This window comes from Pseudomonas sp. GM50 (assembly GCF_000282375.1).
Classification (GTDB): Bacteria; Pseudomonadota; Gammaproteobacteria; order Pseudomonadales; family Pseudomonadaceae; genus Aquipseudomonas.
Genome location: NZ_AKJK01000110.1, coordinates 1 through 16,303 on the forward strand (window position 1 = coordinate 1; position 16,303 = coordinate 16,303).

Annotated in this window: 17 protein-coding genes; 8 read left to right on the forward strand and 9 right to left on the reverse strand. The window is 60.6% G+C overall.

The window, feature by feature from the left end; all coding sequences use genetic code 11:
* Window positions 1-107 precede the first annotated feature (107 nt).
* Together PMI30_RS04495 and PMI30_RS04490 are read right to left on the reverse strand one after the other, a co-directional pair.
* Entirely contained in the window at window positions 108-866 is a 759-nt protein-coding gene (locus PMI30_RS04495; protein ID WP_008013747.1) for an HvfC family RiPP maturation protein, read from the reverse strand.
* A complete protein-coding gene (locus PMI30_RS04490; RefSeq protein ID WP_008013750.1) occupies window positions 859-1,698 on the reverse strand; it encodes an HvfB family MNIO-type RiPP peptide maturase in 840 nt (279 codons plus the stop codon). The genes PMI30_RS04495 and PMI30_RS04490 overlap by 8 nt, the downstream gene beginning before the upstream one ends.
* Window positions 1,699-1,996: 298 nt before the next feature.
* Between PMI30_RS04490 and PMI30_RS04485 the strand changes: the two genes are divergently transcribed.
* Window positions 1,997-3,043 (forward strand): class I SAM-dependent methyltransferase, encoded by a 1,047-nt coding sequence (locus tag PMI30_RS04485; protein ID WP_032836179.1) that lies wholly within the window; start codon window positions 1,997-1,999, stop codon window positions 3,041-3,043.
* A 211-nt stretch (window positions 3,044-3,254) separates the two neighbouring features.
* Here the strand turns inward: PMI30_RS04485 and PMI30_RS04480 are convergent, their stop codons facing one another.
* Complete coding sequence (locus tag PMI30_RS04480; protein ID WP_008013755.1) at window positions 3,255-4,154, reverse strand: LysR family transcriptional regulator; 900 nt, start codon at window positions 4,152-4,154, stop codon at window positions 3,255-3,257.
* 243 nt (window positions 4,155-4,397) lie between these two features.
* Here PMI30_RS04480 and PMI30_RS04475 point away from each other — a divergent pair, with 243 nt between their 5' ends.
* Genes PMI30_RS04475 through PMI30_RS04465 form a run of 3 tightly spaced genes read left to right on the forward strand, consistent with a single transcriptional unit; the run spans window position 4,398 to window position 6,988 of the window.
* Window positions 4,398-5,096 carry a CoA transferase subunit A gene (locus PMI30_RS04475; protein ID WP_007896014.1) on the forward strand — a complete coding sequence of 233 codons (699 nt, stop codon included), beginning with the start codon at window positions 4,398-4,400 and terminating at the stop codon, window positions 5,094-5,096.
* A gap of 36 nt (window positions 5,097-5,132) precedes the next feature.
* The gene (locus tag PMI30_RS04470) at window positions 5,133-5,798 is read left to right on the forward strand and encodes a CoA transferase subunit B (RefSeq protein ID WP_008013758.1); all 666 of its coding nucleotides are present in this window, start codon (window positions 5,133-5,135) and stop codon (window positions 5,796-5,798) included.
* An 11-nt stretch (window positions 5,799-5,809) separates the two neighbouring features.
* Window positions 5,810-6,988 (forward strand): acetyl-CoA C-acetyltransferase, encoded by a 1,179-nt coding sequence (locus tag PMI30_RS04465; protein WP_008013760.1) that lies wholly within the window; start codon window positions 5,810-5,812, stop codon window positions 6,986-6,988.
* 118 nt (window positions 6,989-7,106) lie between these two features.
* On the opposite strand, the gene PMI30_RS04460 is transcribed toward PMI30_RS04465, so the two are convergent.
* The gene (locus tag PMI30_RS04460) at window positions 7,107-7,709 is read right to left on the reverse strand and encodes an NADPH-dependent F420 reductase (RefSeq protein ID WP_008013762.1); all 603 of its coding nucleotides are present in this window, start codon (window positions 7,707-7,709) and stop codon (window positions 7,107-7,109) included.
* A 110-nt stretch (window positions 7,710-7,819) separates the two neighbouring features.
* Between PMI30_RS04460 and PMI30_RS04455 the strand changes: the two genes are divergently transcribed.
* Complete coding sequence (locus PMI30_RS04455; protein WP_008013764.1) at window positions 7,820-8,713, forward strand: LysR family transcriptional regulator; 894 nt, start codon at window positions 7,820-7,822, stop codon at window positions 8,711-8,713.
* A 134-nt stretch (window positions 8,714-8,847) separates the two neighbouring features.
* On the opposite strand, the gene PMI30_RS04450 is transcribed toward PMI30_RS04455, so the two are convergent.
* On the reverse strand, window positions 8,848-10,167 hold the full coding sequence (locus tag PMI30_RS04450; protein ID WP_008013766.1) for an Nramp family divalent metal transporter: 1,320 nt from the start codon (window positions 10,165-10,167) through the stop codon (window positions 8,848-8,850).
* A 148-nt stretch (window positions 10,168-10,315) separates the two neighbouring features.
* Here PMI30_RS04450 and PMI30_RS04445 point away from each other — a divergent pair, with 148 nt between their 5' ends.
* On the forward strand, window positions 10,316-11,107 hold the full coding sequence (locus tag PMI30_RS04445) for a hypothetical protein (RefSeq protein ID WP_008013768.1): 792 nt from the start codon (window positions 10,316-10,318) through the stop codon (window positions 11,105-11,107).
* A 71-nt stretch (window positions 11,108-11,178) separates the two neighbouring features.
* Here the strand turns inward: PMI30_RS04445 and PMI30_RS31850 are convergent, their stop codons facing one another.
* The gene (locus PMI30_RS31850) at window positions 11,179-11,493 is read right to left on the reverse strand and encodes a hypothetical protein (RefSeq protein WP_008013769.1); all 315 of its coding nucleotides are present in this window, start codon (window positions 11,491-11,493) and stop codon (window positions 11,179-11,181) included.
* A 235-nt stretch (window positions 11,494-11,728) separates the two neighbouring features.
* Here PMI30_RS31850 and PMI30_RS04440 point away from each other — a divergent pair, with 235 nt between their 5' ends.
* Window positions 11,729-12,316, forward strand: a complete 588-nt coding sequence (locus PMI30_RS04440) for a hypothetical protein (protein ID WP_008013771.1) — start codon at window positions 11,729-11,731, stop codon at window positions 12,314-12,316.
* Between the two features lie 11 nt (window positions 12,317-12,327).
* On the opposite strand, the gene PMI30_RS04435 is transcribed toward PMI30_RS04440, so the two are convergent.
* The 3 genes from PMI30_RS04435 to PMI30_RS04425 all read right to left on the reverse strand — a co-directional run bounded on the left by PMI30_RS04435 (window position 12,328) and on the right by PMI30_RS04425 (window position 15,336).
* Complete coding sequence (locus PMI30_RS04435) at window positions 12,328-13,044, reverse strand: alpha/beta hydrolase (protein WP_008013773.1); 717 nt, start codon at window positions 13,042-13,044, stop codon at window positions 12,328-12,330.
* Between the two features lie 199 nt (window positions 13,045-13,243).
* Complete coding sequence (locus PMI30_RS04430; RefSeq protein WP_008013774.1) at window positions 13,244-14,356, reverse strand: succinylglutamate desuccinylase/aspartoacylase family protein; 1,113 nt, start codon at window positions 14,354-14,356, stop codon at window positions 13,244-13,246.
* Window positions 14,357-14,556: 200 nt separating this feature from the next.
* Window positions 14,557-15,336: an ABC transporter substrate-binding protein gene (locus tag PMI30_RS04425; protein ID WP_008013776.1), complete on the reverse strand. Its 780-nt coding sequence runs from the start codon at window positions 15,334-15,336 to the stop codon at window positions 14,557-14,559.
* A gap of 322 nt (window positions 15,337-15,658) precedes the next feature.
* On the opposite strand from PMI30_RS04425, the gene PMI30_RS04420 reads away from it, so the two are divergent.
* Window positions 15,659-16,303 (forward strand): type 1 glutamine amidotransferase, encoded by a 645-nt coding sequence (locus PMI30_RS04420; protein ID WP_008013778.1) that lies wholly within the window; start codon window positions 15,659-15,661, stop codon window positions 16,301-16,303.

A 16,303-nucleotide genomic window follows, 5' to 3' on the forward strand; every position in this document is an offset into this window, starting at 1 on the left:
GCCTGCTCGCGATGAGGCCAGCACATCCGATATTGATGTTGGCTGACACTCCGCCATCGCGGGCAAGCCCCCACAGGGATATTGGGTGTTTGGGAGATTGCGTGCGGTCAGGCGACTATGCCGATCACCCCTTCCCCGTGCATCTGCTGCAACAACGCCAACCCACTGTCCATGAATTCCGACGCCCCAACCATCCCCGCCTCCACCGCCAACCCTTTCAGCTGCGCCCGACCATCGAGCCGAGGAAATTCCCCGATCCGCTGCAATAACCGCCACGCCAAAGGGCTCAGTTCGGAGAAGCGCACATTCCAGTCCTCGGACCGACGAACCAACAGCAATGTCGGCTGAGCCGGCGGTGAGTCCGGCCGGTAATCCGGCCCCACCAACTGCACCGGCCAGGCATACGCCAACGGCCAGGCCAGTGGTGAAACCAGCAATGGTCGATCCAGCAGCAACCCGGCATCGCTGGCCGGCAACGGCTCGGCGTCGGATTGTTGCAGCGCCATCTCGACCCACTCGTAATGCGCCAGCTCGACCATGAACGGCGGCCACGATCCATCGCTCAGCGCCAGCGGCTCAGAGGCGAGAAACTCGACAAACTCCTGGGCGATCTCGCCGAATTTCGGCGTATGAGCGCGATAGTCCCGCAGGAAGATCCGCACCAGAGAACGCCACTCACCGTCACCCAATATCTTCACCAGCACCGGAAAAGTCCCGCTGAGCAACGACGATAGATTCGAGAACACCAGGTCGCGATAAACCTGTGCCCGTGCCACGTCCATCCCGGTGGGCGGCGCACAGCGGTCGGGGTCGCGCAGGTAACGGGTCAATGTGTCTTGCTGCTGATACAGCGTCGGCTTATCCATGGTTCACCCCCTCACCTTGCAGGCGGCGAATGGTCTGTAATTCGCTCATCAACTCAGAGAACGCCGGAAAGTTGAAATCCCGCTCAAGCAGCGTCGGCTGCACACCGAACCGCGCATACGCCTCGGCCAGCAACGACCAGACCACCGGTTTGACCGAGGCGCCATGGGTGTCGATCTTCAGTGTGTCGGACTCATCGAAATGCCCCGCCACATGCATGGCGACCACCCTCCCCATGTCGATGCCCGCCAGAAACATCTGCGGATCGAAGCCGTGATTGATCGAGTTGACGTAGACATTGTTGACGTCCAGCAGCAGGTCGCAATCGGCTTCGCGCAGCACCGCGTTGGTGAACGTCAGTTCGTCCATGTCCTGCTGCGGCGCGGCGTAGTAGGAGACGTTTTCCACGGCCAGGCGCCGACCGAGGATGTCCTGTGACTGGCGAATTCGGGCAGCAACGTGGTGCACCGCTTCTTCGGTAAACGGCAACGGCAGCAGATCGTAAAGATGCCCGTCATCGCTGCAGTAGCTCAAGTGTTCGCTGTACAGCGGCACCTTGTGGTGATCGAGGAAAACCCGCACTTCCTGCAGGAACCCGACGTCCAGCGGCGTCGGCCCGCCCAACGACAAGGACAAGCCGTGACAGGACAACGGATAACGCTCGGCCAGGGCGCGAAACGCCGCGCCGTGAGCGCCACCGATGCCGATCCAGTTTTCCGGCGCGACTTCCAGGAAGTCGAAAGCGCCCGGTGGGGCGGCTTGAAGGTCCTTCATTAAACCGCGACGCAAGCCTAGCCCGATGGTCGCCTGCGCTGATGTGAGGGGAGTGTGCATGGTGTCGATCTCATCCTGGGATCCGGTCTCCAGTGTCTGAAAACTCAGTGCCGGCCGGCAGGCCCAGTCAAGCGCCGTGGTGTGTCGGGTGTGTGTTCACCAACGCCGCTCTTCTCAGGCCACTGTATCGGACAGGCAGTCAGATACAGTGGGATACACCAACTAGACTTATTGATTACCCCCGTAGGGGAGCCAGGACGCGGTTATCGTCCTGTTCATTCCCACGATCACCGCCCAAAGGTGCATGCCTCGACAAACAATGCCTCTGGACCGTGATCCTGCTGAAGGAGCACACATGATGGACGAGGCCAGACTCAATGATTTCATGGGCAAACTGGTAAGCGACATGGGCGGCGCGGCGATGCTCGCCAACGTCATCCTCGGCGAAGAGCTCGGTCTGTACCGGGCCATGGCCGACAGTCAGCCAGTCACCCCCGAAGCACTCGCCGAAAAGACCGGCTGCAACACCCGCCTGCTGCGTGAATGGCTCAGCGCCCACGCCGCCTCTGGTTACATGGAACACCGCGACGGTCAGTTCCGCCTGCCCGAAGAGCAAGCCCTGGCGCTGGCGATCGAAGACTCACCGGTCTATGTGGCCGGCGGTATCGGAGTGGTCGCGTCGTTCTTCCATGACAAGGACAAACTGGTCAATGCCATGCGCGGCAACGGCGCCCTGCCCTGGGGCGATCACCATCCGTGCATGTTCAGCGGCACCGAGCGGTTTTTCCGCCCTGGGTACAAGGCGCACCTGGTCAGCGAATGGCTGCCGGCCCTTGATGGAGTGGTCGCCAAACTGGAGGCCGGCGCCAAGGTGGCGGACATCGGCTGCGGCCACGGCGCCTCGACCGTGATCATGGCCCAGGCGTTTCCGAATTCACGGTTCGTCGGTTTCGATTACCACGCGCCTTCGGTCACCGTCGCCACCCAGCGCGCCGAAGAAGGTGGCGTGTCCGGCCGGGCACGGTTCTTCCAGGGCACCGCCAAGAGTTATCCGGGCGACGACTATGACTTGGTCTGCTACTTCGACTGTTTGCACGATATGGGTGACCCGGTAGGCGCCGCAAAGCATGCCTATGAATCGCTCAAACCCGACGGCTCGGTGCTGCTGGTAGAGCCCTTCGCCAACGACACGCTCGACGCCAACACCACTCCGGTGGGACGACTGTTCTACGCGGCCTCGACCTTTATCTGCACGCCCAACTCACTGTCCCAGGAAGTCGGCCTCGGGCTCGGCGCCCAGGCGGGCGAGGCACGGTTGCGCAAGGTCTTCACCGAAGCGGGATTCACCCAGTTCCGGCGGGCCACGGAAACGCCGTTCAACCTGATATTGGAGGCGCGTAAATAAGGGCAGGCTGGGTTGCCTGGATGCAACTGACGAAACCGGATCCTGTGGGAGCGGGCTTTTGTGGCGAGGGGGCTTGCCCCCGTTGGGGCGCGAAGCACCCCTGAAACCAGTGTCTGCGATCTTGAATTAGAAAGCGGTGACTGGTTTTACGACTGCTTCGCAGTCGAACGGAGGCAAGCCCCCTCGCCACAAAAGCCACAGGGGACTGTGTTCAGTGCATGGAGAGGCGCTCGCCAAGGTTTTCAGCCTTGAGAATATCGAACAACGCCTGCGCCGCCGCCGACAGTTCATGCCCTGTCGTCAGCACCCCGATCGCCCGTTCCACCACCGGGTCGCGCAGGGTAATGCAACGGGCGCCCAGCTCGCGCATCTGCCCGGCGCACAACGCCGGCACCGCACTGACGCCCAATCCGCTGGCCACCATCCGCCCGACCGTTGCCAATTGATGGCTTTCAAATTCCACCGGCAACTTCATGCCCCGCGCCTGCAAGTGCTCTTCGAGCATCACCCGCACCGTCGATGGTCGCTGCAAGGTAATGAACGGTTCCTTGAGCAAGGTCTGCCAATCGATGTCGGCCAGCTCCGCCAGCGGTGAATCGAGGGGCACCACCGCCACAAACCGATCGATGTACAACGGGGTAAATTCCAGCGACGAACTCTGGGTCGGTTCAAACGCCACGCCCAATTCCACCTGACGGTCGCGAACCATTTCCAGCACTTGCTCGTTGATCACGTCGTTCACCGTGACGTTGACCTTGGGGTAGCGCGCGCGAAAGGTCTTGAGGATCGGCGGCAGCAGGTTGCCAGCAAACGACGGCATTGCCGCCAGGGTCACGCGACCGCGCTGGAGGGTGAAGCGTTGGCGCAGTTCATCCTCGGCATTGTCCCAGTCCGCAATCAATCGACGAGCCAGTGGCAGCAGCGATTCGCCTTCGGCGGTCAGTGCGACGTTGCGGGTATTGCGCGTGAACAAGCGCCCGCCCAAACCCTCCTCCAGCGCCTTGATGGTCAGGCTCAACGCCGACTGGGACAGGTGCAGCCGCTCGCACGCCACGGCAAAACTCAAACTCTGGGCCACGGCCAGGAATGCGCGGATCTGTTTGACGGTCATGGCCACGGTCTCCAACGGTAAGCACATCCAATGTAGGAGCTGCCGAAGGCTGCGATCTTTTGATTTTCGGCGCCCTTGAAGATGCTGAAGAGCAAAAGATCGCAGCCTGCGGCAGCTCCTACCGATTGGTGAGTTTTATCTATCAATCAACCTTAAAAATCAACTTAACAAATAAATCCTCCAGCGAGACACTCCCTCCCCATCCGGCTAGCCAGCCGCCCACAAAGAATAAAAGAGGTGCATATGGCAGGGTTCGACAAGCGCGTGTATTCCTACGAGGAAGCGATGGCAGGTCTTGAAGACGGCATGACCGTGATCTCCGGCGGCTTCGGCCTGTGCGGGATTCCGGAAAACCTCATCGCCGAGATCCAGCACCGAGGCACGCGTGATCTCACCGTGGTCTCCAACAACTGCGGCGTCGACGGTTTCGGCCTCGGTGTGCTGCTGGTGGACCGGCAGATCCGCAAGGTGGTGGCCTCCTACGTCGGCGAAAACGCGCTGTTCGAAAAGCAGCTGCTGAGCGGCGAAATCGAAGTCGTCCTGACCCCTCAAGGCACCCTCGCCGAGAAAATGCGCGCAGGCGGTGCCGGCATCCCGGCGTTCTTCACCGCCACTGGCGTCGGCACTCCGGTGGCCGACGGCAAGGAAGTCCGCGAATTCAAGGGCCGCCAGTACCTGATGGAAGAATCCATCACCGGTGACTTCGCCATCGTCAAAGGCTGGAAAGCCGACCATTTCGGTAACGTGGTCTATCGCCACACCGCCCAGAACTTCAACCCGCTGGCCGCCACTGCCGGCAAGATCACCGTGGTCGAAGTCGAAGAAATCGTCGAACCCGGCGAGCTGGACCCGTCGCAGATCCACACCCCTGGCATCTACGTCGACCGGGTCATTTGCGGCACGTTCGAGAAGCGCATCGAACAGCGCACCGTGCGTAAGTGATCCCCTGCCCCCGGACCGAATGAAGGAATAACAACAATGGCACTTTCCCGCGAACAAATGGCTCAACGCGTCGCCCGCGAAATGCAGGACGGCTACTACGTGAACCTCGGCATCGGCATTCCGACCCTGGTCGCCAACTACATCCCTGAAAGCATGGAAGTCATGCTGCAATCGGAAAACGGCCTGCTCGGCATGGGCGCCTTTCCGACCGACGCCGAAGTCGACGCCGACATGATCAACGCCGGCAAGCAAACCGTGACCGCGCGTATCGGCGCGTCGATTTTCTCGTCCGCCGAATCGTTCGCGATGATTCGCGGTGGCCACATCGACCTGACCGTGCTGGGTGCGTTCGAAGTGGACGTCGAAGGCAACATCGCCTCCTGGATGATCCCCGGCAAACTGGTCAAGGGCATGGGCGGCGCGATGGACCTGGTGGCCGGTGCGGACAACATCATTGTCACCATGACCCACGCTTCCAAGGACGGCGAGTCGAAACTGCTGTCGCGTTGCAGTCTGCCGCTGACCGGCGCCGGTTGCATCAAACGCGTGCTGACCGACCTGGCCTACCTGGAAATCAAGGACGGTGCGTTCATTCTCAAAGAGCGCGCGCCGGGCGTCAGCGTCGAGGAAATCGTCGCCAAGACCGCTGGTAAACTGATCGTGCCAGACCACGTCCCGGAAATGCAGTTCGCTGCCCAGTGAGGAATTTTTCCATGCAAGAAGTCGTGATTGTTGCCGCCACTCGCACTGCCATCGGCAGCTTCCAGGGCTCGTTGGCCAATGTGTCCGCGGTTGATCTCGGTGCTGCGGTAATCCGCCAGTTGCTGGCGCAAACCGGGCTGGACCCGGCGCAGGTCGATGAAGTGATCATGGGCCAGGTATTGACCGCCGGCGCCGGCCAGAACCCTGCGCGTCAGGCCGCGATCAAGGCCGGCCTGCCCTTCGCCGTGCCGGCCATGACCTTGAACAAGGTCTGCGGCTCGGGTCTGAAAGCACTGCATCTGGCGGCTCAGGCGATTCGCTGCGGCGATGCCGAAGTGATCATCGCCGGCGGCCAGGAAAACATGAGCCTGGCCAACTACGTCATGCCCGGTGCCCGCACCGGTTTGCGCATGGGTCACGCACAGATCGTCGACACGATGATCAGCGATGGGCTGTGGGATGCGTTCAACGATTATCACATGGGCATCACCGCCGAGAATCTGGCCGAGAAGTACAACCTGACCCGCGAGCAACAGGACGCCTTCGCTGCCGCCTCGCAGCAGAAAGCCGTGGCCGCCATCGAGGCCGGACGTTTCGTTGATGAAATCACACCGATCCTGATCCCGCAGCGCAAGGGCGATCCGCTGTCCTTCGCCACCGATGAACAGCCTCGAGCCGGCACCACCGCCGATTCCCTGGGCAAACTGAAAGCGGCCTTCAAGAAGGACGGCTCGGTGACTGCCGGCAACGCTTCTTCGCTGAACGACGGCGCCGCTGCGGTGATTCTGATGAGCGCCGAAAAAGCCAAGGCCCTCGGCCTGCCAGTGCTGGCGAAAATCGCCGCTTATGCCAACGCGGGCGTCGACCCGGCAATCATGGGCATCGGCCCGGTGTCGGCCACTCGCCGCTGCCTGGACAAGGCCGGTTGGTCCATCGATCAACTGGACCTGATCGAAGCCAACGAAGCCTTCGCCGCTCAAGCTCTGGCCGTGGCCAAGGACCTGGAATGGGACTTGAACAAGGTCAACGTCAACGGCGGCGCCATTGCCCTGGGCCACCCAATCGGTGCGTCAGGTTGCCGGGTGCTGGTGACCTTGCTGCATGAAATGATCAAGCGCGATGCCAAGAAAGGTCTGGCGACGTTATGCATCGGCGGCGGCCAAGGCGTAGCACTGGCGGTCGAGCGCTAATCACATCCTTGTAGGAGCGAGGCTTGCCCGCGAAGAACGATAACTCGGTGCAACAGATAAACTGCGTCATCGTTCTTCGCGGGCAAGCCTCGCTCCTACAGGTTATGGTCTATGGCCCTCAGGCAAATTTCACAAGGTTCAAGACTGGCAACGGTCCGCCCGGAAACTGTACCAGCCGCGCCCCGACACTCAGTTCGCCCAGATCGATTCCGAAGAACCCCAACCGCTCAATCAGCACTGCCACCTGTGCCTTGGCTTCGGCATCATCACCGGAGAGAAACAGCACTCGCTGGCCCCCCTCCGCTTTCGGATCGCTCTCAAGCAGATGCGCCTGTAGGTGATTGAACGCTTTGACGACCCGCGCACCGGGCACCCATTCGGCAAACACTTCGCTGGACGGACGCCCCTGCAAATCCACCGCCTGGAACGATGGCACCTCGATCGAATTGTTCGCATCGATCACAATTCGCCCGCCGAAATCTGGCAGCCCGGCCAGTGCCGTCGGTAACTTCGACCAATTCACCGCGACCAAAACGATCGGTTGAGCCGCCGCTTCTTCACGGGTGCCGGCCCGCGCTGTCGGCCCGAGTTCTTCTACCAGCGCGGTCAGGGTTTGCGGGCCACGGCTGTTGGCGATGACGACTTCGATGCCCTGACGGGACAGTGCTTTGGCGAAGGCTGTGCCGATGGCGCCGGCGCCGATGATTCCGATTGTGCTCATGGTGTTCACTCCGTGGTGGGTTGATGGAGTGAATACTGCACTTGCCATTACGACTTGATTAGACGGTAATAACTTGAATTATCTTCAAGCATTACTATCAGGTGTCCGAAATGGAAACCCTCGCCAACCTCGAATCTTTCGTGCGCAGCGCCGAAACCGGCAGCTTCTCCGCCGCCGCGCGGTTGCTTGCACTGACACCCGCCGCCGTCAGCCGCAACGTGGCAATGCTCGAACGCAACATCGGAGTGCGGCTATTCCAGCGCTCGACCCGCAAGTTGTCGCTGACCGAAGCCGGGGAGCGTTTTCTGGCGAGTATCAGCGGCAATCTGCAAGGGCTGCAGGCGGCGATCAGTGCGGTGTCCAGTGATCGCGGGGAGCCGGCGGGCGTGCTCAAAGTCAGCCTGGCGCCGACTTTTGGCATCGGCCATGTGTTGCCGTTGTTACCGGATTTTCTGGCGCGCTACCCGCTGATTCGCCCCGAATGGCACTTCGAAAACCGCCAGGTGGATCTGATTGCCGAAGGCTATGACGCGGCCATCGGCGGTGGTTTCGAATTGACGCCCGGGGTCGTCTCGCGGACGTTGGCGGCGGCGCATGTGGTGGCAGTGGCCTCACCGGCGTACATGGCCGGACGCACCTCGCCCGACAGCCCGGCGGACCTGGCTCGATACAACGGGATTGTGATGCGCGGCGTCCGTACTGGGCGGCTGCGTCATTGGGTCATGCGCGATGGCGCGGGCAATGAAGCAAGTGCCGAGCTGAGCGAAAACATCGTGCTCAATGACCCGGCCGCCATGCGCGAAGCGGCCCTGCTCGGCCTCGGTGTGACATTGCTGGTGTTGCCCGATGTCGTCGCCAATATCCAGCGCGGTGAACTGGTGCGCTTGTTGCCTGACTGGCATGCCGACGCGGGCCCAATCTCGTTGTATTACCCGAGCCGCACGTTGATGCCGGCCAAGACCCGGGTGTTTATCGATTATCTGGTCGAGGCGTTTGAGCGCTAACCGCGTAATCGTTCATCGCGAGCAGGCTCGCTCACATTGGATTGGGGGCCACTCAGGTCTGGTGTTCACCGCAGATCAACTGTGAGAGCGAGCCTGCTCGCGATGAGGTCCACTCAGGCAACCTCCCTCCCGAGTCAGACCACAAACTGCAGAATCAACCAGCTGTTGGCCGTGCTGATCACGACAAACAACCCCCACGCCAGCACCCGCGTCGGCAGTCGATTCACAAACGGCCCCATGAGCTTCTGATCGTTGGTCATGCGAATCAACGGATACAACGCGAATGGCAGTTGCAGGCTGAGCACCACCTGACTCAACACCAGCAGTTTGCCAATCGCCCCATCGCCCATCAGCCAGACACCGATGAACGCCGGGATCAGCGCCAGCCCACGAGTGATCAACCGCCGTTGCCAGCAGGGCAGCCGCAAGTTCAGATAGCCCTCCATGATCACCTGGCCCGCAATGGTGCCGGTGAAGGTCGAACTCTGCCCTGATGCCAGCAACGCCACGCCGAACAGCACACTGGCCAACGCGCCGCCCACCAATGGATCGAGCAAGTGATAGGCATCCTGAATGTCCACCACGTCGGTGTGCCCGGTCTTGTGGAAGGCCGCCGACGCGAGAATCAGGATCGCCGCGTTGACCAGCAGCGCCAAGGCCAGAGAGCCGATGGTGTCGATGCGCGCCAGTTTCACCGCGTCCTGCTTGCTGGCCAGGTCCTTGCCGATCATCCGGGTCTGCACAATTGAGGTGTGCAGGTACAAGTTATGGGGCATCACCGTGGCCCCGAGTATGCCAATGGCCAGGTACAACGGCGCAGCATCGCCGATGGCTGAAAGTGACGGTGTAAAACCGCGAGCGACGTCTGGCCAGAAGGGTTTGATCAGCCACAGTTCGACAAAGAAACACGCGCCGATGGTGCCCACCAGCACCAGCATGATTGCCTCCAGCCGACGAAAACCGCGGTTTTGCAGCGCCAACACCAGCAGCGTGTCGAATGCCGTGAGTGCGATGCCAAACGTCAGCGAACAACCCAGCAGCAAGTGGAACGCCAGCGCACAGCCGAGCACTTCGGCCAGGTCGGTGGCGATGATCGAAACTTCCGCCAGCAGCCACTGGGTCCGTGCCGTCCGCGTGCTGTAGCGCTGCCTGCACAGTTGCGCCAGGTCACGCCCGGTGGCGATACCCAGACGCGAACACAAACACTGCACCACCATTCCCGCCAGGCTCGCCAGCAACACCACGAACAACAGGCTGTAGCCGAACCGCGAACCGGCTTCGATGGCCGTGGCCCAGTTGCCCGGGTCCATGTAGCCGATGGACACCAGCAAACCGGGGCCGGCAAAGCGCAGGACGCGTTTGAAGAAGGATGCACTCGGGTCAACGGCCACAGTGCCGGCCACTTCCGGAGGGCAAAACGGCGCAGTGCCGACTTTGGGCAAACTGAATTTCACGCAATCATCCGTTAACAGGTGGGAGCGCGCAGCTTAGACGTTTCGGGCATTGCGGTGTAGACGCTCAGCGCTTGCGCAGAGACCTCGCTGAGCAATCCATCGCCCGCAATGCTAACGTGGCCGGCTCACACCGATCGGAGACGCGTACGTGCTGATGCTCAAACTGCTGGTAATTCCGGGGTTTCTGTTGCTGATTTCCCTGGCCGGTAAACGCTGGGGGCCAAGCGTGGCCGGTTGGCTGTCGGGGTTGCCGGTGGTGGTCGGGCCAATTCTGTTTTTTCTCGCCATCGAGCAAGGCGTGATGTTCGCCGCTCAGGCAGCGACGGCAGCGTTATCGGCAATGTTTGCAATGATTGCTTTCTGCGTGACCTACGCCCAGGTTGCACAACGCTTGAGCTGGCCTTGGGCGCTGACGATTTCGCTGCTGGTCTGGGCCCTGGCGGCAATTGTGCTGTCGCTGATTCCGCCGTCGCTGGTGTTCTCGGTGATCGCGGCCGCCACCGCTTTGCTGGCCGCGCCGTACCTGTTTCCCGCAGTGCAGCCCATCGCTTCAGGCTCGGCGCCGAAGTCCGACAAACTGCTGCTGCGCATGATGGCCGGCGCCCTGCTCACGTTGGCTGTGACGCTGCTGGCCAGCACCGTGGGCGAACGCTGGAGCGGTCTGCTCGCGGTATTCCCGGTGCTGGGCAGTGTGATGGCGGTGTTCTCCCAGCAAACTCGCGGGCCGGCGTTTACTGCGGCGTTGCTCAGGGCTACGGCGACGGGGATGTATTCGTTTGCGGCGTTTTGTCTGGTGCTGGCGTTGGCGTTGCCTGCGTGGGGTTGGTGGGGGTTTGTGATGGGCGTCGGGGTGTCGCTGGGGATGTTGCTGGTTACGAAACGGCTGGTTTTGAGTCCGAGTAATGACAAAACACGGAATGCACAGAGAATAAGCTCCTAGCCCACCGACACGCCTCGTCACTAAAAAGATGCCCGAATTCACATTCGGGCATCAGGGCGCACTCAGTACAGCTATGACGGAAAGCTGACACTTACGAGGTCAGAAGCTGACTCATTTGGAGGTACACCGTCGCTCGTCCAACAAACCACAACTTTGACGCTACCCTTAGGCCAGTCTTTGCGCTGAATATCTACCTGCATCAATTCCGGTGGATCATTATTTTCCCAACTTCCACACCACGCCTTCCCAAACTTGCTCCAACTGGCGCCATTCTCATAAAAAAAAGATACCGCCCCGACCTTCTTGTTGCTAGGCCCCCGACCTGCTACATGGAGAGATTCGTCAGTGACTGTCATCGTCAGATTTCCAAATTTTGAAGCGCTCATATGAATTGCTCCTGTTTACTTGTCGAATTCAACAAGTTTTCATGGGCATTCTTTCCGGAGAGCAGCACGGTGACTACCTGCTAGAAATAACAGTTTCGACGGACGGCGACGATGATTGTCATATCGCGCCTCGAGGTGTGAGCACACACTGTGCAGCAGTCTGCGGCAGCTGCTACAAATCGCAATCCATGGGATGATCACCGTCAAAGCGCGGATCATCCCCTGGAGAGTTTGAATGTCATTGTTGAGTAAAAAAGCCGTTGTCCTGCTGCTGACGGCGGTTGCCAGCCTGGGCGCCATGAATGCGCAGGCGGCCAAGGTCACTGCCAGCGACAAAGCGCCGGCCCAGAAGGTCTCGATGCTCGGCGGCAAGTTCACCTTCACCCTGCCCAAGGGTTTCATTGCCAACCCGCTGCCGGCCGGCGACGCGGCCACCGGCACTGCCGGGGCGACGGGCACGATGTACACCAACCAGACCACCAAAACCGTGGTGATCGCCGCTGAAAACACCATCCCCGGCGGCGTCAACGTCAAGGACAACGACGGTGAGTTCCTTGACGCCACCGTGTCCGCGTTTGCCACCGAGCAACGCAACGCCTTGCCGGATTTCAACAAAACCAGCGAAAAAAGCCTGACCCAGAAAGGCACGGGCCTGGGCCTTCGGCAGCTCGACAGCACCGCCACTCAGGGCGGTGGCATGACCCTCGACAGCACGTTGATGGCCGCTTCCGGCACGCGCATGGCCATCGTTCAGATCATCTCCCGCCCCAACGACAAAACCGGCCACGAAACGCTGGTGAAACAAATCGTCAGCGGCAAATAAACCCGAACGTTTCAGGGATTGAGGCGCTGCAACCAGGCGCTCAAATCCTGCATCTCGGTGGCGCTGATGCTGTGACCGACACCCGGATAAGCATGAAACTCGGGTTTGAGTGACAGGCGCTGCAACAGGCTGTCGGCCTCAGTGCCGTCGTTGTAGGGCAGGAGTTTGTCGGCGGTGCCATGACCGATGAAAATCGCCAGCTGCTGGCGTTTTTCATCCGCTTTGAGCTCGGATTCGAGCACCGGCAGAATTCGCCCGCTCAGTGCCGCAATTCCACCCACTGCGTCGGGATGACGCAACGCGACCTCATAGGACATCATCGCGCCCTGGCTGAAACCCACCAGGAATACCTTGTCCGCTTCGGTGTGATATTTCTTCGCCGCTTGTGCGACAAAATTCCGCAGCACCTGACCGCTGGCCTTCAGGTCGTCCGTTTCACCGTTATAGGCGCCCTCGCCCTTCTGGCGAAACCACTGGTAACTGCCCTCTTCCATCGTCATCGGCGCCCGCACCGACAGGTAGTTGTACTGCGGCGGCAATTCATCCTTGATGTCGAACAGGTCCTGCTCGTTACTGCCGTAACCGTGCAGGAAAATCACCAAGGGCTGGTTGCGGGATTCAGAGTCGGCCTGCTCCAGGTACTTGAGCGGCAGATCGGTGTGCAGCGGGGCTTGAGCGTGGACGGCGGTGGACGCCAAGAGCGTGAGCAGAGCGAGCAACTTCAACATAAGCCTTCCTTCACAGAGCGCAGGATTCGGGGCAAAGCCTAACACTGTGAAGCATGCTGGGGCATTTCAGGTGTTGCTGAAGCCGCCATCGCGAGCAGGCTCGCTCCCACATTTAACCGAGTCGACGCCGATCAACTGTGGGAGCGAGCCTGCTCGCGATGAGGCCCTGAATTCCCCTGAAGACTTTCCTGCCAAAACTTCAGTCGTTAACCAGTTTCCCAACCCGAATCGGCTCGCGTCCGGCGACTTTCGCCTGCCAGGTCCCCGGTTGTGTGTAGCGCCCGCGATCGATGGCAAACAGTATGCCGCTGGTCCCCGCGCGCACGGTGGTGACGCGATCGTTCAACGGGTCGACCACTTCAAACAACGCATCACCGCGCTCCACCCATTCACCCGAATCACGCAGGAAACTGACCACCCCGTGATGCGGTGCAAACAGGTACTCGGTGCCTTCGAACGGCATGCCTTCACAGCATTCGCTCGGCGCGGCCGGCCAAGTGCCGGTGATGAAACCCTGCTCGGCGAGGAACCCCAGGATCGCCTCGCAATTGGCTTGGGCCTGATCGACCCGGGTATCGCCCATACTGCCCAACTCCAGCGTTGTCGCCAGATTGGCCGGCGGAATCGCCGCGTCAGGAAAGGCCCGCGCCAGACGCAACCACGGCGTAGAACACGACTCGTCGAAAGAGCTGCCACCGGAATCCTCACACAGCAACGCCACCCCGGCCTTCAAGCGAGCCGCCAGGGAGCGCCATTGCGGCCAATGCTGCGGCAACGCGTAAAGGTGAATCGCCGCGTCGAAATCGCAATGCAGATCAAGGGTGATGTCGGCCTCGCAAGCGTGACGCAACAGCAAGCGGTGCATCGCTTCCAGCTGAGAAGCCGCGGCCGGCAAACCGTCGAGCACCTGGCCCATGGCCTGGCGGATCAACGCGATGTTGGCCTGGGCGTCATCACCCAATTGGTCGCCAATCAACTCGGCCACCGGCGCGCTGAGTTCAACGAACGACCGGTTGAAGTTCTTGCCGCTGCCCAGTTCGAAGCGGCCCATGTGGCTGCCTTGCAGGTGCTGATCGAGGCCGATGGGATTGGCCACCGGCACCAGTTCGATCACACCCTGAAGCTGGCCTGAAGTTTCGAGTTCGCTCAGACGCTTCTTCAATTCCCAGGCGGTACGCATGCCCGGCAGCTCGTCAGCGTGCAGGCTGGCCTGGATGTAAACCTTGCGAGTACCCGCGCCATAACGAAACACGCTGAGCGTGCGTTCAGTCCCCAGATGGCTCCAGGGCAATGGATGGTCGATGCGTTGCATGGGGACTCCTGAATGTGTGAACCGCAAGATCACCTGTGGGAGCGAGCCTGCTCGCGATGGCGGACGGACATAGAACATTACTGTCGACTGACACGACGCCATCGCGAGCAGGCTCGCTCCCACAGGTTTCTCATCTCAATAGTGTGAGCATAAAAAAAGTGGCCACCGCGTCAACAGTGGCCACTTTTTTCTACAGCGTATTAATGGCCGTAAACGTCAAAATTGAAGTACTTGTCCTGCACTTGCTTGTACTTGCCGTTGGCGCGGATTTCGGTGATAGCGGTGTTGAATTTGTCCGCCAGCTCTTTATCGCCCTTGCGCACCGCGATGCCGGCACCGCCGCCGAAGTACTTGGCGTCTTCATAGGTCGGGCCTACGAAGGCGAAGCCTTTACCGGCGTCGGTTTTCAGGAAACCGTCGTCCAGGTTGACCGAGTCGGCCAGCATCGCGTCTAGGCGACCGGCGACCATGTCCAGGTTGGCTTCCTGCTGGGAACCGTAACGCACCAGGTTGATGCCGGCCGGTACCAGCACTTCAGTGGCGAAGCGGTCGTGGGTGCTGGCGCGCAGCACACCGACTTTCTTGCCTTTGAGCTCGGTCAGCGGATCCTTGACGTCGGTGCCTTCCTTCATCACGAAGCGCGCCGGGGTGTGGTAGTACTTGATGGTGAAATCGACGTTCTTCTTGCGATCGTCAGTGATGGTCATGGACGACAGAATCGCGTCGATTTTCTTGACCTTCAGGGCCGGGATCAAACCATCGAACTCTTGCTCGACCCAGGTGCACTTCACTTTCATCTGCTCACACAACGCATCGCCGATGTCCACGTCGAAACCGGTGAGTTTGCCGTCAGGGGTTTTCATCGAAAATGGCGGGTAACCGGCTTCGATACCGAGGCGAATCGGCTTGGCGTCTTCGGCCACGGCGGTCAGGGACAACATCGACAGTGCCAGGGCACCGAACATCACTCGCTTCTTCATTTATAACTCCTGTGTGCGGAGGCTTTTATTGGCAGCTTTCGATTGGCAACTTTCGGTTAGTGAAGACCGAAGTGGCCGGCAGTCTAGAGCGGCTTCAGGAGGGCAAATTGTGTTTAAGCGACAAATACTTATAGAAAAACAGCCACAGGATTCAAGGCACTTGAAGCGTGCGCCAAGGTGGTGCAAGGGCTGTAGGACAATGCTTTGTTTCAGACAAAACCTACAAGATTTCGGGCGTGATCCGATTGAACAGTCGCGCTGGCGATGAAGCTTTTTTTGCGGCACATTGATCCCGCCAACCCATCCCCGGAAGAGAAGCTTGATGCCCGCATTGAACCTGATCCAGCACCATCCTGCCGAAGGTCCTGGCGCCATCGCCGAATGGGCCCGGGCCCGTGGCATTACGCTGAACGTGTTTCGCGCCGACCTCGGCCAGTTGCCGCCGGTGAGCGCGGCACCCGCGATTCTGTTGGGTGGGCCTTATGAATCCAACGCCGGGCCGACGTGGCTGGAAGCGGAGCGTCAGTGGCTGACGGGCAGTCTGGATCAGGGCGCGGCGGTGTTTGCGATTTGTCTGGGCGCGCAACTGCTGGCGTTGAGCCTGGGTGGGGATGTGCGGCGAATGTCTCGCCCCGAAACTGGCTGGACGACCGTGACCTTTGCGGATGGCCAGACGCTGAAGGTGCTGGAATGGCACGAAGACGCGATCGATCTGCCAGTGGATGCGCAATTGCTGGCCAGCAGTGACGTGTGTGAGCAGCAGATGTACCGCGTCGGGGCGACGCGGGTGGGGTTGCAGTTCCACCCGGAGTGGAATGCTGAATCGGTGGCGACTCTCAATGAGCACTTTGCCGAGGAATCGCCGTTGCCACGGGGGCCACAGGACAGCGCCGCCTATGCAGCCGTGTTTGGCTGGTTGCAGGTGACGCTGGATGAGTGGTCGGCGGCTTCATCAGCTAATCGCTGA

What these genes read in the sequence shown, in the direction of transcription:
- PMI30_RS04495 (WP_008013747.1), bottom strand. Translation starts at nt 866, where the DNA reads ATGGATAAGCCGACGCTGTATCAGCAGCAAGACACATTGACCCGTTAC.
- PMI30_RS04490 (WP_008013750.1), bottom strand. Translation starts at nt 1,698, where the DNA reads ATGCACACTCCCCTCACATCAGCGCAGGCGACCATCGGGCTAGGCTTG.
- PMI30_RS04485 (WP_032836179.1), top strand. Translation starts at nt 1,997, where the DNA reads ATGGACGAGGCCAGACTCAATGATTTCATGGGCAAACTGGTAAGCGAC.
- PMI30_RS04480 (WP_008013755.1), bottom strand. Translation starts at nt 4,154, where the DNA reads ATGACCGTCAAACAGATCCGCGCATTCCTGGCCGTGGCCCAGAGTTTG.
- PMI30_RS04475 (WP_007896014.1), top strand. Translation starts at nt 4,398, where the DNA reads ATGGCAGGGTTCGACAAGCGCGTGTATTCCTACGAGGAAGCGATGGCA.
- PMI30_RS04470 (WP_008013758.1), top strand. Translation starts at nt 5,133, where the DNA reads ATGGCACTTTCCCGCGAACAAATGGCTCAACGCGTCGCCCGCGAAATG.
- PMI30_RS04465 (WP_008013760.1), top strand. Translation starts at nt 5,810, where the DNA reads ATGCAAGAAGTCGTGATTGTTGCCGCCACTCGCACTGCCATCGGCAGC.
- PMI30_RS04460 (WP_008013762.1), bottom strand. Translation starts at nt 7,709, where the DNA reads ATGAGCACAATCGGAATCATCGGCGCCGGCGCCATCGGCACAGCCTTC.
- PMI30_RS04455 (WP_008013764.1), top strand. Translation starts at nt 7,820, where the DNA reads ATGGAAACCCTCGCCAACCTCGAATCTTTCGTGCGCAGCGCCGAAACC.
- PMI30_RS31850 (WP_008013769.1), bottom strand. Translation starts at nt 11,493, where the DNA reads ATGAGCGCTTCAAAATTTGGAAATCTGACGATGACAGTCACTGACGAA.
- PMI30_RS04440 (WP_008013771.1), top strand. Translation starts at nt 11,729, where the DNA reads ATGTCATTGTTGAGTAAAAAAGCCGTTGTCCTGCTGCTGACGGCGGTT.
- PMI30_RS04435 (WP_008013773.1), bottom strand. Translation starts at nt 13,044, where the DNA reads ATGTTGAAGTTGCTCGCTCTGCTCACGCTCTTGGCGTCCACCGCCGTC.
- PMI30_RS04430 (WP_008013774.1), bottom strand. Translation starts at nt 14,356, where the DNA reads ATGCAACGCATCGACCATCCATTGCCCTGGAGCCATCTGGGGACTGAA.
- PMI30_RS04425 (WP_008013776.1), bottom strand. Translation starts at nt 15,336, where the DNA reads ATGAAGAAGCGAGTGATGTTCGGTGCCCTGGCACTGTCGATGTTGTCC.
- PMI30_RS04420 (WP_008013778.1), top strand. Translation starts at nt 15,659, where the DNA reads ATGCCCGCATTGAACCTGATCCAGCACCATCCTGCCGAAGGTCCTGGC.